Source organism: Klebsiella sp. 141240, from assembly GCF_050600805.1.
Taxonomy (GTDB): Bacteria; Pseudomonadota; Gammaproteobacteria; order Enterobacterales; family Enterobacteriaceae; genus Klebsiella; species Klebsiella aerogenes.
This window is the reverse complement of the sequence record NZ_JAQIRK010000017.1, coordinates 45,212-67,475: the sequence shown is the minus strand read 5'-3', so window position 1 is coordinate 67,475 and position 22,264 is coordinate 45,212. Positions and strand designations below refer to the sequence as shown.

The following is a 22,264-nucleotide window of genomic DNA, read 5'->3' as shown; positions in this document are numbered from 1 at the left end:
TTATTATGAGGGTATAAAAAAGGCTTCCCTGACTGCGGGAAGCCGGATAATTGATAGTGATATTTTATTTTGCGCTGACGCGCCAGACGGTATTACCGACATCGTCGGCAATGATTAACGCCCCTTCATTATCCTGCGTGAGTCCGACCGGCGCACCGTACAGTTCTTTCTCATCGCGCGAGACAAAGCCGGTGACTACACTCTCTGGTTTACCGACGGGTTTGCCGTCTTTAAAGGCGACGAAGCTGACTTTATAGCCATTCAGCGGCGAACGGTCCCAGCTGCCATGCTCGCTGATAAACACGCCGCCCTGATAGGTTTGTGGCAACATGTTTCCGGTATAAAACAGCATTCCCAACGGCGCAACGTGGGAACTCAGGGCATAATCCGGCTTGATCGCTTTGGCGACCATGTCCGGGCGCGGCGGCTGTACGCGGCGGTCAACGTGCTGTCCGAAATAGCTCCACGGCCAGCCATAAAACCCGCCATCCTGCACCGAAGTCAAATAATCAGGTACCAGGTCGGCGCCGATTTCATCGCGCTCGTTGGCAATAGCCCAAAGCTTGCCCGTCTGCGGTTCCCAGCCGAGTCCGGTAGGATTCCTGATCCCGCTGGCGAAGATACGGCTTGCGCCGGTGGCCGTATCAACCTCCAGAACGGTGGCGCGACGATATTCAATATCCAGGCCATTTTCGGTGATATTACTGTTCGAGCCGACGCCTACATACAGCTTCTTACCATCCGGGCTTGCCAGTAACGCTTTGGTCCAGTGGTGATTGACGGTGCTGGGCAGGTCCGCCAGCTCGCTCCCCGCATCGCTGATACGTGTCGCCCCCGGCTGGTAGTGATAACGCATGATGTTGCCGGTATTGGCGACGTAAAGATTATTGCCGATTAGTTGGACACCGAAAGGCGAGTGCAGATGTTCAAGGAAAATATGTTTTTCCCAGCCGCTGGCGTTTTTACGCAATAGCGTAATGCGATTTCCGCCTTTTCCGCCTTTACCTGACTGATTTTTCACTATCCCGGCAATCAGCTGCTTCGGCGTAGTCAGCGGCTCCTCGCCAGGACCGTTGCTTTCAACGACCAGTACATCGTCGTTTGGCAGGACATAGACCATTCTGGGATGCAGGAATCCGTCGGCTATTTTTTCTATTTTCAGCCCCTGGGCAACCGCCGGTTGTCCATCTCTCTTCCAGCCCACGCCGCGGGGAACCTGCATCGGCGGCATCAGGAAATCCTGGGCCTTCGGCATTACGGGATCGGGCCCTACCTGCTGATCCGGGCTAAGTTTCGCTTTCTCATCGCATCCGGACAGGGCAAGCGCGGTGGCGAGCATAACGGGCAGGGGCAGTAGTAATTTATTCATGGCGAATCCCCTTATTATTAGCCAGGCAAGTGGAGCTGATAATATTGGCGACAAGCAGACAGATAACGGTAATCGATGAATAGATAACGTTCTGCGGCGCAATTGCCCATGCGTCGCGGCTATGAACAAAACAGTTTACCAACGCGGCAATAATAGCGATGAGATTTAGCCAGAAATCAATTTTTGCTGTCGGGCGTCGAGGAGTAAAAAACCAGACCTGCGCCAGATTAATCAACCGCGGAATGATGGCAAAAATAAGGCCAAGGGCAATAAGCCAACTGGCGCTTTTTCCCCACATCACGTTAGTACTGTAGAGGTAAATAATATCGAAGATAAGACCGGCGATAAAAAAGCCGTAAGGCACCGGATTGAGTAGATTATATATGACCATCGCAAGGCTATTACCTCGGTCATGAGAGCGTTCACTCATTGTCAATTCCTTGTCAGGGGGAATAAGGTAGGGTGAAAATAATGCTGACGTTCAAGCCAGAATATTGAATACCGCTTAGCAGATAAAATTATACATATCGTTAACAATTTCAGTATGCCAATCGCGGGAAATCTGTTTTGCGCAAATGGTCATACTGGCTACGGTAAGATTGTTGCAGTAGAGAGGAGGCGGGCCAGATGCTGACCGCGCCATGGTACGCTTAACTTTCTATTCGGGCAGCCAGCTGCTGGGCCATGTCGGCGAAAATCCTCGCCGCGGCTTTTGGTCGGGCGCCTTTGCGCTGCATTAACACCGCGGTTCTCTCAAGCGTTGCTTCCTCCAACAACCGGGTCACCAGGCCAGTGCGCTGGGCGGCGACATTCAGCGGCAGAATGGTCACTAATTGGGTTCGCTGGATGATATCGAGGATGGCATTGATCGAATGCATTTCAATGGTCACCCGCGGGTGGAAACCGGCTTGCTGTAAGCAGTGGTCAATTTGCAACCGGGTGGCGAAATGATGGTTGAGCAGAATAAATTCCTCCGCGTCCAGTTGGCGCAACGAAAGGGACTCTTCGCGGGCCAGCGGGTGATGGTTCGCCACAACCAGCGCCAGCACTTCCTGTAGCAGCGGGGTGGAAACAATGTCTGGTGTAACTCCCTCGGCAAAGGCAACGCCAATATCCAGCTCATTTTCCAGCAGCATGCCCTCCATTTTCTCCTGCGACATCTCCTGTATATCCAGCGTGATATGCGGATAACGCGCATGAAATTCAGCCACTAACGGCACGACGAAATAAGAAGTAAAGGTGGGCGTCACGGCAATGCGCAGAGAACCGCGACTGAGGTCTTCGACATCATGAATGGCGCGTTGGCCCTCATCCAGCAGCTGAAATGCCTGACGGGCATACTGCAAAAACACCTCGCCCGCATCCGTCAGGTGAATATGCCGGCCGCTACGATCAAAAAGCTGCGCATCCAGGCTCTCTTCTAGCATCCTGATTTGCTGTGAGAGCGCCGGTTGTGAAATATGCAGGGCTTCCGCCGCGCGGGTAAAACCCTGATGTTCGGCGACGGCCAGGAAGTATCTAACATAGCGAATATTCACGCTTTCAATCCATAAGTTTTTTGGATGAATTTGATTATAAACAAGACTTTTATTTTATGCCATGCGCCGCGTAACCTCCCTGTCATTCCACAGCGAGGTAGACATTATCATGAAAGAAATCATTGATGGTTTTCTTAAATTTCAACGTGATGCATTTCCTGAACGCGCTGAACTGTTTAAAAGTTTAGCCTCCCGGCAGAGCCCCAGTACGCTGTTTATTTCCTGTTCCGATAGCCGGATGGTTCCTGAATTGGTCACCCAGCGTGAACCCGGCGATCTGTTTGTCATCCGTAATGCCGGCAATATTGTCCCTTCTTACGGTCCGGAGCCCGGCGGCGTGTCGGCATCGGTGGAGTATGCCGTAGCTGTCCTGAAGGTCGCGGATATTGTGATTTGCGGCCACTCCGATTGCGGGGCGATGACGGCAATTGCGCAGTGTAGCTGTCTGGATCATGTGCCCGCCGTTAAGCACTGGCTGCAATATGCGGATTCGGCAAAAGTGGTCAACGATGCCCGCGAGCATCGCGACCCGCAGGCCAAAACCGCGGCGATGGTGCATGAAAATGTCATTGCCCAACTGGCGAATATTCAAACCCACCCTGCGGTACGCCTGGCGCTTGATGAAGGACGTCTGACATTACATGGCTGGGTGTATGACATTGAAACGGGGGAGATTGCCGCTTATGACGGCAATACCAGAGCTTTTATTTCGCTGGCCGGTCATCCGGATACCCGAGCGGTGCCGGTTTACGGTCAGTCATTTCATTTCACTACGATATAACGAGGTAACACCATGATTCAGTCACAAGTCAGCCGCGAAGTTCGTCTGGAGTTAGCGAATAAAATTTTGCTGATTAAAGCCAAAAAAGATCTCTCCTTTGCACAGCTTGTTGAAGGCACTGGTTTATCAGAAGCCTTTGTCACGGCCGCGCTGTTGGGGCAGCACCCGCTGCCTGCCGAAGTCGCGAAAATGGTAGGAGCGAAACTGGAACTTAACGACGATGATATTTTACTGCTGCAAACGATCCCCGTCAGAGGCTCTATTGAGGACCGCGTGCCGACGGATCCGACCATGTATCGCTTCTATGAAATGCTGCAGGTCTACGACACCACCCTGAAAGCGTTGATTCATGAAAAATTCGGCGACGGGATTATCAGCGCAATTAATTTTAAGCTGGATGTGAAAAAAGTCAGCGATCCGGAAGGCGGACATCGTGCGGTGATTACTTTCGATGGAAAGTATCTGCCAACGAAACCTTTCTGATGACAATTAATCGTTAACAGTACGGGCCTGAACCACGATCCAGGCCCGTTGTTATCTGGCGGGTTGATAACGCATTTGCAGCGTGGCTGGCAGATAACGCTGCAGCTGCTGTGGCGTTTTACCGTCGATCAACTGACTGATGAGATCGTAGCAGTGCCAGGCCAACTGGCGGTTGTCCTGCTGTATGGTATCAATGCGCAGCGACAGCGAATCATACAAATAGTGGTCATCAAAGCTGGCCAGATGGATCCCGGAGTCCAGCAGGTTATGCTGGCTCATATAGCGTAGTACCCCTTCCAGCAAGCCGCAGGCGGCGGTAAACAGCGCCCTAGGAGGCCGCCCGAGACGGGCGCACAGCGCGGCAAACATCTCATAGCCAGAGCTTGGGTGATAGTTGCCGTTGATAATCCACTCCGGGCGCAACTCAACGCCTGCCTGGGCTAGTCCCTGACTAAATCCGGCCAGCCTATCGCGTGAGGGTGAGAGCCGCGGCTGCCCGCCGAGAAACCAGAACTCATCCGGATGTTGTCCGGCGATACGGGCGATAAGTTCCGCCGTTGGCGCCAGTGAATCGGTCATCACTAACGGCAGGGCGCTATCGTTTGGATTGCGATCGAACAGCACCACCGGCAGCTGTTCGCTGAGCTTCAGATAGTCGGCGTCGCTATGCATGCAAGAGGCGACAATTAAACCATCGACCTGACGGGCAATCATATTATTGACCACCATGCTCTCCTGACCGGGATTCTCATCGGTGCAAGAGATAAGCAGCTGTACGCCTGCTTCGCGGCACAGGGTTTCCAGCTCGTGAGAAAAAACGGCAAAACCATAGTTAGTGATCTCGGGTACCACCAGACCAATGGTATGGCTGCGGCTATCGCGCAGTGAACGGGCGTGAATACTCGGCTGGTAGTGCTGCTCGCGGGCGATAGCCAGCACCCGTTCGCGCGTCTCTTGCGCCACGCGCAGCTCTTTGCCGCGGCCGTTCAAGACCAGGCTGGCGGTGGCTTTAGAGACGCCAGCCAGTTCGGCGATATCTTTTATGGTAATGCGTTTGGGTTTCATCACGAGCCAGGCGCCTGAAAGCAAAACGCTTATTCTACCATGCATGGCCGCAGCGGCCAGCAGCAGAATGCCACCGGCGTCGCGCCGCCGAATACCAGTTTACCTGGATAATCGGCAAAGAAGCGGCTGCTCATCGCCCCCGCACCATCATTAATAAAGATCTCGACGCTGGATCGATCGATGAGGATTTGCAGTTTATGCGCCGCGCCGCGCCAGTAACGGTAATCGACAGTATCAGCTATCAGGCTTCGACGGGCCAGGCGTACGCCGCGGCTGTCCAGCGAAAGCTGCAGCGCACCCGCGAAATCCAGCGTCAGCGCATCGCCTGGCGCAACCTCGAAGGCAAGTTCCATCGGCTGCAGCGCCAGCGGTTCGGGCTGCCAGTCCTGCGCCTCGCCGCGAAGCGCCGCCAGTTCGCGCACGGGATTTTGATACAGCGTGCCGTGGCGCCAGCTGAGTTCCCGCAGGCAGCTCATCTGATGGATCCAGCCGTGGTCCCGCGTAGGTTGCTGCATCTCTTCTCCGTCGGGAACGCCCATCCAGCCAACCAATAGGCGCCGACCATCTTCCGCCAGGGTGGTTTGCGGCGCATAGAATTCGAAGCCGCTATCCAGCTCTTCGAGCGCGCCGTGGCTAAAAGTCGCGTCAGCATTGTCGAAATGCCCGTGCATCCAGACCGCCGGATAGGTATTCAGGAAGCGCTGGGCTTCTCGCGGTAGCCCCTGTGGGCAACTGAGTAAAATATGCTGGTCGCCGAGCGGGAACAGATCCGGGCATTCCCACATATAACCGCCATCGTTCAGGCCGTTAAGCCCGCTACCGGCTATTTCGCCATGGCTATTCCACTGCATCAAATCAGCGGAGCTGAATAGCAGAACCTTGCCGCGGTCGGCCAGATCGCGCGCGCCCAGCACCATCATCCAGCGTTCGCCATCGCGCCAGACTTTGGGATCTCGCACGTGGCCGCTATAACCTGCTGGCAGCGCCAGCACCGGGCCTTGTTTACGAAAAGTACCGTCGGGATTTTGCGTCGCCAGACACTGCCAGGCGGTACGGCTACCATCGCTAAATTTCACATTACCGGTGTAGCAGAGCGTCAGGACGCCGTTGTTATCTACCGCGCTGCCGGAGTAGCAGCCGTTGCGGTCGTATTCTTCGTCTGGCAGCAGGGCAATCGGTTCATGCCGCCAGTGCAGCAGATCCGGCGAACTCCAGTGCCCCCAGCCTTTATAGCTGTGATCGCAGACAAGAGGATTCCACTGATAAAAAAGATGATAGCGACCGTCGAAGTGGATAAAACCGTTTGGATCGTTCAGTAGCCCGCATACCGGCGCCAGATGCCACTGCGGATAGTGGTTATCCCGCAGCGCGCGCGGCTGGTGGTTCATGACGGCCTGCAGGACCATCGGTAACAAAGAAGGCTGCGGCATTATTCAGCATCCGTTTTGTATTTGAGCGTCAGCGAAACGATAAAGGCGACCACAAACGCGATAGCCAGTCCGATGATGTAGTTAAGCAGGGAACTGGCCTGTACGATAGCCATTCCGGGGATGGCGGTCAGGCCGACGGCGGTCATATAGACGTGCATAGAGACCACCCAGGCGCCACCCGCCGCGCCGCCAATCAATGCGGCGATAAATGGCTTAACGAAGCGCAGGTTGATGCCGAATATCGCCGCTTCGGTGATGCCCAGCATTGCCGAAAAGGCGGACGGGAGGGCAATGGCTTTCACTTTTACATCTTTGGTTTTAAACCACACCGCCAGACAGGCGCCGCCCTGGGCAATATTAGCCATCGCCCAGATAGGCAGCAGGAAATTGACGCCGATCGACGGGTTGCCGAGCAGCCCGGCTTCGATGGCATGGAAGCTGTGGTGAATACCGGTAATAACAATCACCGAATACAGCCCACCGAACAGCAGCCCCGCCAGCCAACCGGCGTGGGCAATGAGCGTGCTGAGAATAAAGGAGATGCCGTCGCCGAGCGCGCGACCGGCCGGGCCGATAATCAACAGGGCGATAAAACCGGAGATAATAACCGTCAGGAACGGCGTGAGGATCAGATCCAGCGCGTCGGGAATCAGGCGTCGCAGTTGCTTCTCAAGCAGGCTCATAAACCATACCGCCAACAGCACCGGGAATACCGTCCCCTGATAACCGATCATCGCCACCTCGAGGCCGAAGAAATTCATGGTGTGGAAGCCCGAAGCCACTCCCCAGGCGTTGGTCAGCGCCGGGTGGGTAAGAATACCGCCGAGGGTTGCGCCAAGATAAGGGTTGCCGCCGAATTCACGCGCGGCGGTAAACCCGATCAGGATTGGCAGAATAATAAAAGCGGCCGAACTACACATATCGAGGATCAGGTAGATGGCGTTGCCCGGATCGACCCAGCCGTAGGTTTTCACCATTCCCAGCAGTCCCATTAGCAGGCCGGAGGCGACGATAGCCGGGATAATGGGCACAAAGATGTTCGACAGCAGGCGAGCGATCCGCTGGAACGGATTCAGTTTTTTCGCCGCCAGGTCTGCGGCTTCGGATTTGCTCGACTCGCTGATACCGGCCGCCTGAATAAAGGCGGCATACACTTTATTAACCACGCCGGTACCGAAGATGATTTGCATCTGCCCGGCGTTGCGAAAGCAACCTTTTACCCCCTCAATTTTTCCGATGGCCTGCTGGTCGGCGAGCGCGTCATCGACCAGTACCAGACGCAAGCGGGTGGCGCAGTGCGCGGCGCTGGCGATATTTTCTTTGCCGCCGAGCAGCGGCAGCAGCGCGCGAGAAATCTGTTGAAAATCCATAGTACCCTCTACAAAGTCTGTCATCATCATGGGCTATTGGGGGCCTGGAATGCCCCGAATCGCCGCTTTGCTAATTTTGCTAAAACGTTTTAATTATTTTGCCTGCTTACATCGTTAAAACTGGCGGTTCACATCGCTTTGATACGGTAAGGCGGTCATCGCGCCTTTGGCGGTAGTCGCCAACGCGCCACAAGTTTGCGCCAGCGCGACGATCGGCTCCAGCGCGGTGACATTGTCAGGAAAGCCGTGTGCGCTGAGGCTGGCGAGTAGCCCGGCAACAAAGGCATCGCCGGCTCCAGTGGTATCAACGCTGACCACCGGACGGGCCGGGAAGTGAATATGCTGCTGATGGAACACTGCTTGTACTCCGGCTTTTCCTTGCGTGACCAGCAGCAGTTTTGGCTGAAAGCGCTCGCGGACTCGCGCAATACCGCGGGCAATATCATCGCTACCGCTGATAAAGGCCAGTTCCTCTTCCGACAGTTTCACCACGTCAGCCAATGCCAGCGCCCGTTCGAGACAACGGCGTAACAGCTGGGGATCCTGCCACAGATCGCTGCGGATATTAGGGTCGAAGCTGACGCTGCCGCCGGCGCGTTTAATCTGTTCCATCGCCGTAAAGGCGCTGCTACGGCTGGGTTCGGCGCTGAGGGCGATAGAGCAGACGTGCAGCCACTGCCCGGCCGCGAATTGAGGGAGATCGCCTGGTTGTAAAAAAAGATCGGCGCTCGGACGAACCATAAAGGTAAAGGTTCGTTCGCCGTGTTCATCCAGCGCCACCACGACGGTTGAGGTGCGCTGTGCGGGGTCTAAAGAAAGGTGGCTGATATCCACGTTCTCTTGTCGTAGCGTCTGGCGCATAAAATGGCCAAAAGGGTCATCGCCGACCCGGCCGATGAACCCGCTATTGCCGCCAAGACGCGCGACGCCGACCGCAACGTTAGCCGGTGCGCCGCCCGGACACTGTAATAAGCGGCCATCGCCCTCAGGCAGCAGATCGACGACCGCATCGCCGAGTACCCATACTTTACTGGTCATACTTATAATCCTTTTAGCTAAACTTTGTTAAACCGGTTTAGCTAATTTAAACATAGCCGAAAATCCAACGGAACGCGGAAGTGATGAAAATGCGATCGGCAACGATAAAATGTGATCCAGCCGCGATATTGCGCGCTTAGCGCTTTACTACAGCGCTGCAAATGTCTTTGTCATTTCCACCTACCAATAATAAGGGGGAGGGGGCTGAGCGATAGGTCGCTTATTGCCGAGGAAAAATCCTCATATATCTATTTATTATTATTACTTCGCCGTATTTATACGGTTTAAAAATATATTCTTGATGGCTTTAAACTTGGGCTCAACGTCGTTAATTGATTCTCGATTTTTATTATTACAACGTGTTAATAAGCTCGTTTCGTTAAAGGAATGTTAGAAAAGTAACCCGGCGGAAATACCCATTTTGGGTAATTCGCCAGGCCGTAATTGTTATCGAAATTTTATCCATATCTGCAGGAGTTCAGCCACGAGAAGATGCGGGAAAATAGCGTCAGGCGCCGCGACATGAGGTTGTTAGATTGTATTTTGTACAATCATCCGCGCTGAAAGACTAGCCGATACCATCGCTTTATTGTACGTTTTTTATACTTTTTCCATAGGTGCTATTCGAGTATTAGATCTAATATCCCTGTATTACACCATGGTTATTTTTTACGGTGAAAACTAATGATTTGCGTTGAATTTACCGCTTGTTCAGATTTTTATTCTTCAATTTTTATAATGTTATTTTTTTGTTCTAAATGTACCAAAAAAAACTAATAGCAATGGTTGATAACACTTTTTTTAAGGTAATTCATTTACTTGTGATCGTTAAATGATCGAATGTTGGTTATAAAGTGATCGAAATGAGGTGTTGTTACCGGTATTATTTTTTGTTTTTGTGATCTATATCTCATTACATTCAAAATTTCCCCATACTTAATTGTGTGTGCTAATGATTCGGGAGTAGAGTTGCGCCGCCTTAAGAATATTCTTATAGAATTTCTAAAAATAGTTTCATGGCAATTCAACTCTCTCGAAGCAAATTCTTTACATCCTCCACTCCGGTTTGCACCTGTAACAAACTATTAACAGTGGGGCGAATTTGACGATTAGCTGAATTTTTAGCTATCGCGAGTGAGTGTTTTAATTGCCTCTTGGGGAAATAACTGAGGTCACGGGCGATTAAGTAACACGCCACGTGTATGTTTTCTAACATGGCTTATCGGGATAGGGATTATGGGTACCTCCGAATTACTTAAGCATATTTATGACTTCAACCTGTCGTATTTATTTTTAGCACAGCGGCTGATCAACGATGAGAAAGTGTCCGCGATGTTTCGTTTGGGAATTGACGAAACCATGGTTGATACCCTGGCGCAACTGACGTTACCGCAGATGGTGAAACTGGCTGAAACTAATCAGCTGGTGTGCAATCTGCGCTTCAGCGACCATCAGACTATCGAGCAATTGACCAAAGAGTCGCGCGTTGATGACCTCCAGCAGATCCATACCGGTATCCTGCTTTCCAGTCACCTGCTGCAAGAGCTCCGCGCCAAAGAAGGCGCTGCAGCGAAGAAAAGTGTTTGATAATGGCTGAGAAAAGTATTGTTCAGGAAGCGAAGGATATTCAGCTCGCCATGGAGCTGATATCTCTCGGCGCGCGTCTGCAGATGCTGGAGAGTGAAACTCAGCTCAGCCGTGGGCGCTTAATCAAACTTTACAAGGAGCTGCGCGGAAGCCCGCCGCCGAAAGGGATGCTGCCGTTCTCGACCGATTGGTTTATGACCTGGGAGCAGAATATTCATTCGTCGATGTTCTACAACGCCTATTTGTTCCTGCTGAAGAGCGGTAAATGCAGCGGAGTGGAAGCGGTGATCAAAGCCTATCGCCTGTATCTCGAACAGTGTCCGCAAGAAGCGGGCGAAGCGCCGCTACTGGCGTTGACCCGCGCCTGGACGCTGGTGCGCTTTGTTGATAGCGGTATGCTGCAGCTCTCCGCCTGCAATAGCTGCGGCGGCTCATTTATCACCCACGCGCATCATCCGCAGCACGATTTCGTCTGCACATTATGCCAACCGCCTTCACGCGCCGTAAAAAGACGTAAACTTTCTCCGCAACTGGCCGATATAACCTCTCAACTGCTGGACGAGCAGGCTAAACGCGTCATGTAAGTCGCCGTTCCGACGACTTACGGCAATCCATTTCGACGTGTAATACGCAGGGGCGGCATGCCGCCCCCCATTCCCCGCCTGGTGTACGCCAGGGCGCGTTTGCCTCGCCCGCCATCCACATTGTTAATTTGAGGTATGCGTGTGCTAGTGATATTGGGTTATCTCGTGGTCCTGGGAGCGGTATTTGGCGGTTATTTGCTGGTGGGCGGCCACCTTGGCGCGCTGTACCAGCCGGCGGAATTCCTGATTATCGGCGGCGCCGGCATCGGCGCGTTTATCGTCGGCAACAACGGCAAAGCCATCAAATCCACGCTGCGGGCGTTGCCCAAAATGGTACGTCGCTCCAAATACAGCAAGGCGCTGTATATGGATCTCATGGCGCTGCTGTTCCTGCTGCTCGCTAAATCCCGTCAACAGGGGATGTTGTCGCTTGAGTTCGATATCGACAATCCTCAGGAAAGTGAAATTTTCGCTAATTATCCGCGCATCCTTGCCGATAACCATCTGGTGGAGTTCATAACCGATTATTTACGCCTGATGGTGAGCGGCAACATGAATGCTTTTGAAATTGAAGCGCTGATGGACGAAGAGATCGAAACCTTCGAACAGGAGAGCGAAGTGCCCGCCGGCAGCCTGGCGATGGTCGGCGACTCTCTGCCGGCATTTGGTATTGTCGCGGCGGTAATGGGGGTGGTGCATGCGCTGGCCTCGGCGGACCGCCCGGCGGCAGAGCTCGGGGCGCTTATCGCCAACGCGATGGTGGGGACTTTCCTCGGCATTCTGCTGGCCTATGGATTTATCTCGCCGCTGTCGACGCTGCTGCGGCAAAAAAGCGCCGAGACCGTCAAGATGATGCAGTGCATCAAGGTCACGCTGCTCTCCAGCCTCAACGGCTACGCGCCGCAAATCGCCGTCGAATTCGGCCGCAAAACGTTATACACCACCGAGCGCCCGTCGTTTGTTGAGCTCGAAGAGCACGTGCGCCAGGTCAAAGCGCCCGCCGCGCAGGCGACGGAAAGCGAAGAAGCATGAAACATAATCACCCGGTGGTACTGGTCAGAAAACGAAAATCGCACCAGCCTGCGCATCACGGCGGCTCGTGGAAGATTGCCTATGCCGATTTTATGACGGCGATGATGGCCTTCTTTCTGGTGATGTGGCTGCTGGCGATCGCCAGCCCGCAGGAACTGACGCAAATAGCCGAATATTTCCGTACGCCGCTGAAAGTGGCGCTGACCAGCGGCGATAAAAGCAGCTCGGAAAGCAGCCCGATCCCCGGCGGCGGCGAAGACCCGACCCGTGAAGTCGGGTTGGTCAGCAAGCAGATCAATACCGCGGATAAACGCGCCGAAGAGCTACGGCTTAACAAACTGCGTGACAAGCTCGATCAGTTGATTGAGTCAGACCCGCGCCTGAAGGCGCTTCGTCCGCATCTGCTGATCAACATGATGGACGAAGGCCTGCGCATTCAGATTATCGATAGCCAGAATCGCCCGATGTTTAAAACCGGGAGCGCTCAGGTTGAAAGCTATATGCGCGATATCCTGCGAGCGATTGCGCCAATCCTCAATGATTTGCCGAACAAGATAAGCCTCTCCGGGCATACCGATGACATCCCCTACGCCAGCGGCGAACGCGGTTACAGCAACTGGGAGCTGTCGGCGGATCGCGCCAACGCCTCGCGCCGCGAGCTGATTGCCGGCGGCCTGGCGGAAGGGAAGGTGCTTCGGGTGGTCGGTATGGCGGCAACCATGAGCCTGAAGCAGCACGGCGCTGATGATGCCATCAACCGCCGCATTACCGTACTGGTGCTTAACAAAGAGACCCAGCAGAGCATCGAACATGAAAATGGCGAAAGCAATGCGCTGGAGATTAGCCAGCCGGATGCGCTGCCAAAGCTGGTCGCGCCCGCGCCGGTTAACCGCGATTCACACCCTGAGGTGACCCCATGAGCATGGATATTAGCGCTTTTTATCAGACTTTTTTTGATGAAGCAGATGAGCTGCTGGCAGACATGGAGCAACACCTGCTGGAGCTGGATCCGCAGGCCCCCGATATCGAACCGCTAAACGCTATTTTTCGCGCGGCGCACTCGATCAAAGGCGGCGCGGCGACGTTTGGCTTTTCCGTATTGCAGGAAACCACCCATCTGCTGGAGAACCTGCTCGACGGCGCCCGGCGCGAGGAGATGCGCTTGAGCACCGAAATTATCAATCTGTTTCTGGAAACCAAAGATATTATGCAGGAGCAACTGGACGCCTATAAAACCTCGCAGCAGCCTGACGCTGAGAGCTTTGACTATATCTGCCAGGCGCTGCGGCAGCTGGCGCTGGAAGCGCAGCAGCAGGACGCGCCTGCCGCGCCGCCCGTCGTGGCCCAGCCTGCGCCGACGGCCATCGCCGGCGGTATGCGCGTGAGCTTAACCGGGCTTAAAGCCAATGAAATTCCGCTGATGCTGGAAGAGCTTGGCAACCTCGGCGAGGTTCAGGATCCGCAGCAAACTGACAATAGCCTTGAGGTGACCCTGCTGACCACCGCCAGCGAAGAGGATATCTGCGCGGTGCTCTGTTTCGTTCTTGAGCCGGAACAGATCAGCTTTACCACGCCGCCAACCACTGCCGCTAAACCATCGCCGTCGGCTGAAGCTGTGCCGTCGCCGGTCGTCCAACCGCAGCCTGCTGCCGTCGAGCCGCCTAAAGCGCCGAGAGCGAAGGCCAGCGAATCGACCAGCATTCGCGTGGCGGTGGAGAAAGTTGACCAGTTGATTAACCTCGTCGGCGAACTGGTGATCACCCAGTCCATGCTGGCGCAGCGCTCAGGTAACCTGGACCCGGTAACCCATGGCGATCTGCTCAATAGCATGAGCCAGCTGGAACGTAACGCTCGTGACCTGCAGGAATCGGTGATGTCGATTCGCATGATGCCGATGGAATATGTATTCAGCCGCTACCCGCGGCTGGTGCGCGACCTGGCCGGCAAGCTCAATAAGCAGGTGGAACTGACGCTACAGGGCAGTTCTACCGAACTTGATAAGAGCCTGATCGAGCGCATTATCGACCCGTTAACCCACCTGGTGCGTAATAGCCTCGACCACGGTATTGAAGATCCGCAAACCCGTCTGGCGGCAGGTAAGTCTGAGGTGGGCAATCTGATTCTTTCCGCTGAACATCAGGGCGGCAATATCTGCATCGAAGTGATCGATGACGGCGCCGGACTCAATCGCGAAAAAATTCTCGCCAAAGCGGCGGCGCAGGGGCTGGCGGTCAGCGACAGCATGAGTGATGAAGAGGTCGGAATGCTCATTTTCGCGCCGGGCTTTTCGACCGCGGAACAGGTGACCGACGTCTCTGGCCGCGGCGTCGGCATGGACGTCGTGAAACGGAACATCCAGGAGATGGGCGGTCACGTTGAAATCCATTCCCGCGCGGGCAAAGGAACCTCGATTCGTATTTTGCTGCCGCTAACGCTCGCCATCCTCGACGGCATGTCGGTCAAGGTCAATGAAGAGGTCTTTATTCTGCCGCTCAACGCGGTGATGGAATCGCTGCAGCCGCAGGCCGAAGACCTGCATCCGATGGCCGGCGGCGAGCGGATGCTGCAGGTTCGCGGCGAGTATCTACCGCTGGTGGAGCTCTACCGGGTGTTTGACGTCGCCGGGGCGAAAACCGAGGCTACTCAGGGCATCGTGGTGATTCTGCAAAGCGCCGGCCGCCGCTACGCGCTGCTGGTGGATCAACTGATTGGCCAGCATCAGGTAGTGGTGAAAAACCTGGAAAGCAATTATCGCAAAGTGCCGGGAATTTCCGCGGCGACGATCCTCGGCGACGGCAGCGTGGCGCTGATTGTCGATGTGTCGGCGCTGCAAATGCTCAATCGGGAAAAGCTGCTGAGCGCAGCGGCCGCATAACGACTCATCTCATAAAATTAACAGGTGCAGACCATGGCAGGATTAGCAACCGTCAGCAAATTGGCTGGCGAAACGGTAGGTCAGGAGTTTTTAATTTTTACCCTCGGTAATGAAGAATACGGCATCGATATTCTGAAAGTGCAGGAAATCCGCGGCTATGACCAGGTGACGCGTATCGCCAACACCCCGGATTTCATCAAAGGTGTCACCAATCTGCGCGGGGTGATCGTGCCGATTATCGACCTGCGGGTAAAATTCGCCCAGCAGGGCGTCTCTTATGATGAAAACACGGTGGTTATCGTGCTTAACTTCGGCCTGCGGGTGGTGGGGATTGTGGTCGACGGCGTCTCCGACGTGCTGTCTCTCACCGCTGAACAGATCCGCCCGGCGCCGGAATTCGCGGTGACGCTGGCGACCGAGTATCTCACCGGTCTTGGCGCGCTCGGCGAACGCATGTTGATTCTCGTCGATATCGAAAAGCTGCTCAGCAGCGAAGAGATGGCGCTGGTCGATAACGTCGCCAAAAGCCACTAATCTACCGGGCGCGCTCTGCCGCGCCCGGTAAAAATAGTCCCCGCCTGGCATAAAGTTCCCCTCCCGCGCGCCGATAACCCTTTCAGTCACATACGTAAAGCCTGGCCGTTCAGGCTTCCAGGAAGGGGAAACATGTTTAATCGTATTAAGGTCGTCACCAGTCTCTTATTAGTGCTGGTGCTATTTGGCGCATTGCAGCTGATTTCGGGCGGTCTGTTTTTTTCGTCGCTGAAAAGCGATAAAGAGAACTTCACCGTTCTGCAAACCATCCGTCAGCAGCAGTTGCTGCTAAGTGAAAGCCGGGTCGATCTGCTGCAGGCGCGTAACTCCCTGAACCGCGCAGGGATCCGCTACATGATGGATACCAACAAAATCGGCAGCGGCGCGACTATCGACGAGCTGCTGGCGAAAGCGAAAGAAGAGCTGGCGCGCGCCGAACGTAACTACGCCGCCTATGAAAAAATCCCGCAGGACCCGCGTCAGGATCCGCAGGCGACGGAAAAGCTTAAGCAGCAGTATGGCATCCTGTACGGCGCGTTGTCGGAGCTGATCCAGCTGCTGGGCGAGGGTAAAATCAACGCCTTCTTCGACCAGCCGACGCAAAAATACCAGGACGATTTCGAGCAGACTTATAACGCCTATCTGCAGCAAAACGGCAAGCTGTACCAAATCGCCGTTGACGGTAGCAACAGCTCTTATAGCTCGGCGATCTGGACCTTAATTGTGGTCATCATCGTGGTGCTGGCGGCGATCGTCGGCGTGTGGATGGGCATCCACCATATCCTGGTGCGCCCGCTGAACCGCATGATTGAACACATCAAACGTATTGCCTCCGGCGACCTGACCCAGCCTATCCCGGTGACCAGCCGTAATGAAATCGGCGTGCTGGCCGCCAGCCTCAAGCACATGCAGAATGAGCTTATCGAAACGGTAAGCGGCGTGCGTCAGGGGGCGGATGCCATCTATAGCGGCGCATCGGAAATCGCCGCCGGGAATAACGATCTCTCTTCGCGCACCGAACAGCAGGCGGCATCGCTGGAAGAGACTGCCGCCAGTATGGAACAGCTGACGGCGACGGTGAAACAGAACGCCGAAAACGCGCGTCAGGCTAGCCAGCTGGCGCTGAGCGCCTCCGAAACTGCGCAGAAGGGCGGCAAAGTGGTGGCCAACGTGGTGGAAACCATGCACGACATCGCCAGCAGCTCGCAGAAAATTGCCGATATAACCGGCGTTATCGACGGTATCGCCTTCCAGACCAACATCCTGGCGCTTAACGCCGCGGTAGAAGCGGCGCGCGCTGGTGAACAGGGCCGCGGCTTCGCGGTCGTGGCGGGCGAAGTCCGCAACCTGGCGCAGCGCAGCGCCCAGGCGGCCAAAGAGATCAAAGCGCTGATCGAGGACTCGGTCAACCGCGTGGATATGGGCTCGGTACTGGTGGAAAGCGCCGGCGACACCATGGGCGACATCGTCAATGCGGTCACCCGCGTGACCGACATCATGGGCGAAATCGCCTCTGCTTCCGATGAGCAGAGCCGCGGTATCGACCAGGTCGGCCAGGCGGTAGCGGAAATGGATCGCGTCACCCAGCAGAACGCCTCGCTGGTGGAAGAGTCGGCCTCCGCCGCCGCCGCGCTGGAAGAGCAAGCCAGCTTGCTGACGCAGTCGGTTGCCGTCTTCCGTCTGAAGTCGGAAGGGCAGGAAGAGTATAAAGCGCCGGTCAGCAATAAAACCGCGCCTGCCGCCATCGCTACGCATAAAAAAACCAGCGCCAGCGACTACCAGGATAACTGGGAGACGTTCTAACGGGTACCGGCCGTCGCATCCCTACACGCGGCGGCCTCTCTTGCGTTGTAAGCCGGCCAAGACCGGCTACCAAGGAGATTGCTATGTTTAACCGAATCCGTATCTCTACCAGTCTTTTCCTGCTGCTGATCTCCTTTTGCATCATGCAACTGATCAGCACCGGGCTCTCTTACGTCGCGCTGCGCGCCGACAACCACAATCTTGAACGTATTACCGTCAGTAGCCAGCAGCGCGATGCGCTTAGCCTCAGCTGGGTATCGCTGCTACAGGCGCGAAATACCCTTAACCGTGCCGGTACCCGCGCGGCGCTGAAGGTGCCGCAGGAGCAGGTGGATGCGCTGATGGGCGGCGCCCGCAGCTCGCTGCAAAAAGCCGATCTCTACTTTAACCAGTTCCTCGACACGCCTCGCGTGGATGAGCAGGAGCAGCAGTTGGCCGATGCCACGCGTGAAAGCTACGAAAAGCTACGCGGCGCGCTGCGCGAACTGATCGTGTTCCTCGAAAATCGCAACCTGCAGGCCTTTATGGACCAGCCGACGCAGAAAATACAGGACCGCTTCGAGGCCGACTTTGTGCAATATCTGCAGCTGGCGAAGGCGACGACCGATGAAGCCAGTGCCTCCAGCCAGCAGGCCTATGGCTGGTCAATCTGGTTGGTTGCCGGGGCGGTGCTGATGCTGCTGGTGGTCACCCTCAGCGCGATGTGGTGGCTGCGAACCATGCTTGTGCAGCCGCTGAATATTATTCGCGGCCATTTCGAACGTATCGCCAGCGGCGATCTTTCCGCACCGATTGAGGTCTATGGCCGCAACGAAATCAGCCAGCTATTTGCCAGCCTGCAGCGCATGCAACAGTCGCTGATTGGTACCGTCGGTGCGGTGCGCGACGGCGCGGAGTCGATTCTTATCGGCCTGCAGGAGATTTCAGAAGGCAACAACGATCTCTCCTCGCGCACCGAACAACAGGCGGCTTCGCTGGAAGAGACCGCCGCCAGTATGGAGCAGCTAACGGCGACGGTAAAACAGAATGCCGATAACGCCCGCCAGGCATCGCAGCTGGCGCGTGATGCCTCCTCCACCGCCGCCAAAGGCGGCGAGCTGGCGGATGACGTGGTTACCACGATGCACGACATCGCCAACAGTTCGCAAAAAATCGGCGCTATTACCAGCGTCATCGACGGCATCGCCTTCCAGACCAATATTCTGGCGCTTAACGCGGCGGTGGAGGCGGCGCGCGCCGGTGAGCAGGGGCGCGGCTTTGCGGTGGTTGCCGGTGAAGTGCGCAACCTGGCCAGCCGCAGCGCCCAGGCGGCAAAAGAAATTAAGCTACTGATCGACGAATCCGTTAGCCGCGTCAAACACGGCTCGGTGCTGGTGGAAAATTCCGGCGCCACCATGCAGGACATCGTGCGCTCGGTCACCCGGGTCACCGACATCATGGGCGAAATCGCCTCCGCCTCCGATGAGCAGAGCCGCGGCATCGAGCAGGTGACGCAGGCGGTTACCCAGATGGATCAGGTGACGCAACAGAACGCCGCCCTGGTGGTGGAATCGGCTTCCGCCGCCGCTGCGCTGGAAGAGCAGGCGATTACCCTCGCCGATGCAGTGGCGGTATTCCGTCTGGCGGACGACAACTTCGTCGCGCCGGAAACCTCATCCACGGTAAAGGAGACCCTGGATTGTCAAACCGCATAAACCGCTCGTATTTTGCCGGTGAGTCGGCATGAAGCAGACGACATCAACCGCGGCGCGTGAAAGCGGATCGGCGCTGGCGCAGATGGCTCAGCGTCTGCCGCTCTCCGACGCGCATTTTCGCCGCATCAGCCAGCTTATCTATCAGCGTGCCGGGATCGTGCTGGCGGCGCATAAGCGCGAGATGGTGTACAACCGGCTGGTGCGCCGTTTGCGTCTGCTGGGCATTCATGATTTCGGCGACTACCTGGCGCTGCTGGAAAGCGACCCGCACAGCGCCGAGTGGCAGGCGTTTATCAATGCGCTGACCACCAACCTGACCGCCTTTTTTCGCGAGGCGCACCACTTTCCGATTCTGGCGGAGCATGCGCGCTCGCGTCCCGGGAACTATAGCGTGTGGAGCACCGCCGCCTCGACCGGCGAAGAACCTTATTCCATCGCCATTACGCTCGGTGATGCGCTCGGGGAACGTGCGGGCAGTTGCCAGGTCTGGGCCAGCGATATTGACACCCAGGTGCTGGAGAAAGCGGAAGCGGGGATTTATCGCCATGAAGATCTGCGCACTCTGACGCCAATCCAGATGCAGCGCTATTTTCTGCGCGGCACCGGGCCGCATCAGGGGCTGGTGCGCGTGCGTCAGGAGCTGGCGGCGCGGGTCAACTTCCAGCCGCTGAATCTGCTGGCGGCGGAGTGGGCGCTGCCGGGGCCGTTCGACGCGATTTTTTGCCGCAACGTGATGATCTATTTCGATAAACCGACGCAGGAACGCATCCTGCGCCGCTTTGTCCCCTTGCTTAAACCGGGGGGGCTGTTGTTTGCCGGTCACTCCGAGAATTTCAGCCAGATCAGCCGGGATTTCTACCTGCGTGGACAGACCGTGTATGGGCTGACCAAGGAGAAGTAATGAGTAAAATCAGAGTGTTATGTGTTGATGATTCGGCCCTGATGCGCCAGTTGATGACCGAGATCGTCAATGGCCACGCCGATATGGAGATGGTGGCGGTGGCCCCGGACCCGCTGGTCGCACGGGATCTGATCAAAAAATTTAACCCACAGGTGCTGACGCTGGACGTCGAAATGCCGCGCATGGACGGCCTCGATTTCCTCGAAAAGCTGATGCGCCTGCGGCCGATGCCGGTGGTGATGGTTTCATCGCTGACCGGTAAAGGTTCGGAAATTACCCTGCGCGCGCTGGAGCTGGGGGCGGTGGATTTCGTCACCAAACCGCAGCTCGGGATCCGCGAAGGCATGCTGGCCTACAGCGAACTGATAGGCGAAAAGATCCGTACCGCCGCACGGGCGCGGCTGCCGCAGCGCGCCAATGACCAGCCGCCGGCCATTTTAAGCCACGGACCGCTGCTGAGCAGCGAGAAGCTGATCGCCATTGGTGCTTCCACCGGCGGCACCGAAGCGATTCGTCAGGTGCTACAACCGTTGCCGGCCACCAGTCCGGCGCTGCTGATCACCCAGCATATGCCGCCGGGATTTACCCGCTCGTTCGCCGAACGGCTGAATAAGCTGTGCCAGATCACGGTGAAAGAGGCGGAAGAGGGCGAACGCGTGCTGCCGGGACACGCCTATATCGCGCCAGGGGATCGCCATCTGGAGCTGGCGCGTAGCGGCGCTAACTATCAGGTCAAGTTGCACGACGGCCCGGCGGTGAATCGCCATCGCCCATCGGTGGATGTGCTGTTTCGCTCGGTGGCACGCCACGCCGGGCGCAATGCGCTGGGGGTGATCCTCACCGGCATGGGCAACGATGGCGCGCAGGGAATGCTGGAGATGCATCGCGCCGGGGCCTATACCCTGGCGCAGAGCGAAGCGAGCTGCGTGGTGTTCGGCATGCCGCGCGAGGCCATCGCCAGCGGCGGGGTCAGCGAAGTGGTTGAGCTGGAGCGCATGAGCCAACGCATGCTGGCGCAGATAGCCGGCGGCCAGGCGCTGCGAATTTAATTTCACGCCGCCGGGATGTCCCGGCGGCGTGGTGTGACGTGAGTTAAAAATGACACTGTTCAGGGGTAGTAATGGCAGATAAGAATCTCCGTTTTCTGGTCGTCGACGACTTTTCCACCATGCGTCGTATCATCAGAAATTTGCTTAAAGAGCTCGGTTTCAACAACGTCGAAGAGGCGGAAGATGGCGCAGACGCGCTAAATAAGCTGCGGGCCAGCAGCTTTGATTTCGTGGTCTCCGACTGGAATATGCCCAACGTCGACGGTCTGGAACTGTTGCAAACCATTCGTGCCGATGCCGCGCTGGCGGCGATGCCGGTACTGATGGTGACGGCGGAAGCGAAAAAAGAAAATATTATTGCCGCCGCGCAGGCAGGCGCCAGCGGTTATGTGGTGAAACCTTTTACGGCGGCGACGCTGGAAGAAAAGCTCAACAAGATTTTCGAAAAATTGGGCATGTAAGGAGAGGGCGATGAGAGAGATTCCAATGCCTGCCAGCGATGCAGCGACCGCGGGAGAGATAATCTCCCGTATCGGCCAGCTCACCCGCATGCTGCGCGACAGCATGCGCGAGCTGGGGCTCGATCAGGCGATTGCCCAGGCGGCCGAGGCGATCCCGGATGCCCGCGACCGTCTTGATTACGTTGTCACCATGACGGCGCAGGCGGCGGAACGGGCGTTGAGCTGCGTGGAGGCGGCGCAGCCGCGCCAGGCCGAACTGGAGTCCGGCGCCAGCGCGCTAAAATCGCGCTGGGATGAGTGGTTCGCTAATCCGATCGAACTGGACGACGCGCGCGCGCTGGTGACCGACACCCGTGAGTATCTGGATCGGGTGCCGGGCCATACTTCCTTTACCAACGCCCAACTGATGGAAATCATGATGGCGCAGGATTTCCAGGACCTGACCGGTCAGGTTATCAAGCGCATGATGGACGTGGTGCAGGAAATTGAAAAGCAGCTGCTGATGGTGCTGATGGAAAACATTCCGGAACCGCCGGTGAAAGAGAAACGGGCCAACGATAGCCTGCTCAACGGCCCGCAGCTTGACCAGAACGGCGTCGGTGTCATCGCCAACCAGGCGCAGGTTGACGATCTGCTCGATAGTCTCGGTTTCTGACCAGGCGGGGCGCAG

21 protein-coding genes are annotated in these 22,264 nt (G+C 56.2%); 14 read left to right on the top strand and 7 right to left on the bottom strand.

The window, feature by feature from the left end:
* Positions 1-64: 64 nt before the first annotated feature.
* The 3 genes from PGQ95_RS22005 to cynR all read right to left on the bottom strand — a co-directional run bounded on the left by PGQ95_RS22005 (position 65) and on the right by cynR (position 2,907).
* Complete coding sequence (locus tag PGQ95_RS22005; protein ID WP_430919333.1) at positions 65-1,369, bottom strand: PQQ-dependent sugar dehydrogenase; 1,305 nt, start codon at positions 1,367-1,369, stop codon at positions 65-67.
* Positions 1,362-1,799, bottom strand: a complete 438-nt coding sequence (locus PGQ95_RS22000; protein ID WP_430919331.1) for a DUF2231 domain-containing protein — start codon at positions 1,797-1,799, stop codon at positions 1,362-1,364. Before PGQ95_RS22000 ends, PGQ95_RS22005 begins: the two co-directional genes overlap by 8 nt.
* 220 nt (positions 1,800-2,019) lie before the next feature.
* The gene (gene cynR, locus PGQ95_RS21995) at positions 2,020-2,907 is read right to left on the bottom strand and encodes a transcriptional regulator CynR (RefSeq protein ID WP_430919329.1); all 888 of its coding nucleotides are present in this window, start codon (positions 2,905-2,907) and stop codon (positions 2,020-2,022) included.
* 109 nt (positions 2,908-3,016) lie between these two features.
* Between cynR and PGQ95_RS21990 the strand changes: the two genes are divergently transcribed.
* Together PGQ95_RS21990 and cynS are read left to right on the top strand one after the other, a co-directional pair.
* The gene (locus PGQ95_RS21990; protein WP_087858163.1) at positions 3,017-3,688 is read left to right on the top strand and encodes a carbonic anhydrase; all 672 of its coding nucleotides are present in this window, start codon (positions 3,017-3,019) and stop codon (positions 3,686-3,688) included.
* Between the two features lie 12 nt (positions 3,689-3,700).
* Positions 3,701-4,171, top strand: a complete 471-nt coding sequence (gene cynS / locus PGQ95_RS21985; protein ID WP_015704922.1) for a cyanase — start codon at positions 3,701-3,703, stop codon at positions 4,169-4,171.
* A gap of 51 nt (positions 4,172-4,222) precedes the next feature.
* Here cynS and PGQ95_RS21980 read toward each other — a convergent pair whose 3' ends face one another.
* From PGQ95_RS21980 to PGQ95_RS21965, 4 genes are all read right to left on the bottom strand, one after another.
* Positions 4,223-5,236, bottom strand: coding sequence for a LacI family DNA-binding transcriptional regulator (locus tag PGQ95_RS21980; RefSeq protein ID WP_430919345.1), 1,014 nt, complete (start codon positions 5,234-5,236; stop codon positions 4,223-4,225).
* Between the two features lie 29 nt (positions 5,237-5,265).
* Positions 5,266-6,666, bottom strand: coding sequence for a sucrose-6-phosphate hydrolase (locus PGQ95_RS21975; RefSeq protein ID WP_430919327.1), 1,401 nt, complete (start codon positions 6,664-6,666; stop codon positions 5,266-5,268).
* A complete protein-coding gene (locus tag PGQ95_RS21970; RefSeq protein ID WP_113374267.1) occupies positions 6,666-8,036 on the bottom strand; it encodes a sucrose-specific PTS transporter subunit IIBC in 1,371 nt (456 codons plus the stop codon). Before PGQ95_RS21970 ends, PGQ95_RS21975 begins: the two co-directional genes overlap by 1 nt.
* A gap of 114 nt (positions 8,037-8,150) precedes the next feature.
* Positions 8,151-9,074, bottom strand: coding sequence for an aminoimidazole riboside kinase (locus PGQ95_RS21965; protein WP_430919324.1), 924 nt, complete (start codon positions 9,072-9,074; stop codon positions 8,151-8,153).
* A 1,236-nt stretch (positions 9,075-10,310) separates the two neighbouring features.
* Here PGQ95_RS21965 and flhD point away from each other — a divergent pair.
* The 12 genes from flhD to cheZ all read left to right on the top strand — a co-directional run bounded on the left by flhD (position 10,311) and on the right by cheZ (position 22,249).
* Positions 10,311-10,661 (top strand): flagellar transcriptional regulator FlhD, encoded by a 351-nt coding sequence (gene flhD / locus PGQ95_RS21960; protein ID WP_015367348.1) that lies wholly within the window; start codon positions 10,311-10,313, stop codon positions 10,659-10,661.
* Between the two features lie 2 nt (positions 10,662-10,663).
* Positions 10,664-11,245, top strand: coding sequence for a flagellar transcriptional regulator FlhC (gene flhC, locus PGQ95_RS21955; protein WP_045397765.1), 582 nt, complete (start codon positions 10,664-10,666; stop codon positions 11,243-11,245).
* 141 nt (positions 11,246-11,386) lie between these two features.
* Complete coding sequence (motA, locus tag PGQ95_RS21950; RefSeq protein ID WP_015704927.1) at positions 11,387-12,277, top strand: flagellar motor stator protein MotA; 891 nt, start codon at positions 11,387-11,389, stop codon at positions 12,275-12,277.
* Positions 12,274-13,197: a flagellar motor protein MotB gene (motB, locus tag PGQ95_RS21945; RefSeq protein ID WP_042892855.1), complete on the top strand. Its 924-nt coding sequence runs from the start codon at positions 12,274-12,276 to the stop codon at positions 13,195-13,197. Before motA ends, motB begins: the two co-directional genes overlap by 4 nt.
* Positions 13,194-15,152 (top strand): chemotaxis protein CheA, encoded by a 1,959-nt coding sequence (gene cheA, locus PGQ95_RS21940; RefSeq protein ID WP_213317017.1) that lies wholly within the window; start codon positions 13,194-13,196, stop codon positions 15,150-15,152. Before motB ends, cheA begins: the two co-directional genes overlap by 4 nt.
* Before the next feature lie 33 nt (positions 15,153-15,185).
* The gene (gene cheW / locus PGQ95_RS21935; protein WP_087858109.1) at positions 15,186-15,686 is read left to right on the top strand and encodes a chemotaxis protein CheW; all 501 of its coding nucleotides are present in this window, start codon (positions 15,186-15,188) and stop codon (positions 15,684-15,686) included.
* 132 nt (positions 15,687-15,818) lie between these two features.
* Positions 15,819-17,489 (top strand): methyl-accepting chemotaxis protein, encoded by a 1,671-nt coding sequence (locus PGQ95_RS21930; RefSeq protein ID WP_047065481.1) that lies wholly within the window; start codon positions 15,819-15,821, stop codon positions 17,487-17,489.
* A gap of 83 nt (positions 17,490-17,572) precedes the next feature.
* A complete protein-coding gene (locus PGQ95_RS21925; protein WP_430919322.1) occupies positions 17,573-19,183 on the top strand; it encodes a methyl-accepting chemotaxis protein in 1,611 nt (536 codons plus the stop codon).
* A 28-nt stretch (positions 19,184-19,211) separates the two neighbouring features.
* Positions 19,212-20,084 (top strand): protein-glutamate O-methyltransferase CheR, encoded by an 873-nt coding sequence (gene cheR, locus PGQ95_RS21920; protein WP_015367340.1) that lies wholly within the window; start codon positions 19,212-19,214, stop codon positions 20,082-20,084.
* Entirely contained in the window at positions 20,084-21,133 is a 1,050-nt protein-coding gene (locus tag PGQ95_RS21915; protein WP_430919319.1) for a protein-glutamate methylesterase/protein-glutamine glutaminase, read from the top strand. Before cheR ends, PGQ95_RS21915 begins: the two co-directional genes overlap by 1 nt.
* 71 nt (positions 21,134-21,204) lie before the next feature.
* Positions 21,205-21,594 (top strand): chemotaxis response regulator CheY, encoded by a 390-nt coding sequence (cheY, locus tag PGQ95_RS21910; RefSeq protein WP_015367338.1) that lies wholly within the window; start codon positions 21,205-21,207, stop codon positions 21,592-21,594.
* 10 nt (positions 21,595-21,604) lie between these two features.
* The gene (cheZ, locus tag PGQ95_RS21905) at positions 21,605-22,249 is read left to right on the top strand and encodes a protein phosphatase CheZ (protein WP_430919317.1); all 645 of its coding nucleotides are present in this window, start codon (positions 21,605-21,607) and stop codon (positions 22,247-22,249) included.
* Positions 22,250-22,264 lie beyond the last annotated feature (15 nt).

Coding starts and splice junctions, on each gene's coding strand:
- PGQ95_RS21980 (WP_430919345.1), bottom strand. CDS start 5,236: ATGAAACCCAAACGCATTACCATAAAAGATATCGCCGAACTGGCTGGC.
- cheA (WP_213317017.1), top strand. CDS start 13,194: ATGAGCATGGATATTAGCGCTTTTTATCAGACTTTTTTTGATGAAGCA.
- PGQ95_RS21915 (WP_430919319.1), top strand. CDS start 20,084: ATGAGTAAAATCAGAGTGTTATGTGTTGATGATTCGGCCCTGATGCGC.
- cynS (WP_015704922.1), top strand. CDS start 3,701: ATGATTCAGTCACAAGTCAGCCGCGAAGTTCGTCTGGAGTTAGCGAAT.
- PGQ95_RS21930 (WP_047065481.1), top strand. CDS start 15,819: ATGTTTAATCGTATTAAGGTCGTCACCAGTCTCTTATTAGTGCTGGTG.
- PGQ95_RS21975 (WP_430919327.1), bottom strand. CDS start 6,666: ATGCCGCAGCCTTCTTTGTTACCGATGGTCCTGCAGGCCGTCATGAAC.
- cheR (WP_015367340.1), top strand. CDS start 19,212: ATGAAGCAGACGACATCAACCGCGGCGCGTGAAAGCGGATCGGCGCTG.
- cheW (WP_087858109.1), top strand. CDS start 15,186: ATGGCAGGATTAGCAACCGTCAGCAAATTGGCTGGCGAAACGGTAGGT.
- motB (WP_042892855.1), top strand. CDS start 12,274: ATGAAACATAATCACCCGGTGGTACTGGTCAGAAAACGAAAATCGCAC.
- PGQ95_RS22000 (WP_430919331.1), bottom strand. CDS start 1,799: ATGAGTGAACGCTCTCATGACCGAGGTAATAGCCTTGCGATGGTCATA.
- PGQ95_RS21965 (WP_430919324.1), bottom strand. CDS start 9,074: ATGACCAGTAAAGTATGGGTACTCGGCGATGCGGTCGTCGATCTGCTG.
- PGQ95_RS21990 (WP_087858163.1), top strand. CDS start 3,017: ATGAAAGAAATCATTGATGGTTTTCTTAAATTTCAACGTGATGCATTT.
- PGQ95_RS21970 (WP_113374267.1), bottom strand. CDS start 8,036: ATGGATTTTCAACAGATTTCTCGCGCGCTGCTGCCGCTGCTCGGCGGC.
- flhC (WP_045397765.1), top strand. CDS start 10,664: ATGGCTGAGAAAAGTATTGTTCAGGAAGCGAAGGATATTCAGCTCGCC.
- PGQ95_RS21925 (WP_430919322.1), top strand. CDS start 17,573: ATGTTTAACCGAATCCGTATCTCTACCAGTCTTTTCCTGCTGCTGATC.
- cheY (WP_015367338.1), top strand. CDS start 21,205: ATGGCAGATAAGAATCTCCGTTTTCTGGTCGTCGACGACTTTTCCACC.
- PGQ95_RS22005 (WP_430919333.1), bottom strand. CDS start 1,369: ATGAATAAATTACTACTGCCCCTGCCCGTTATGCTCGCCACCGCGCTT.
- flhD (WP_015367348.1), top strand. CDS start 10,311: ATGGGTACCTCCGAATTACTTAAGCATATTTATGACTTCAACCTGTCG.
- cheZ (WP_430919317.1), top strand. CDS start 21,605: ATGAGAGAGATTCCAATGCCTGCCAGCGATGCAGCGACCGCGGGAGAG.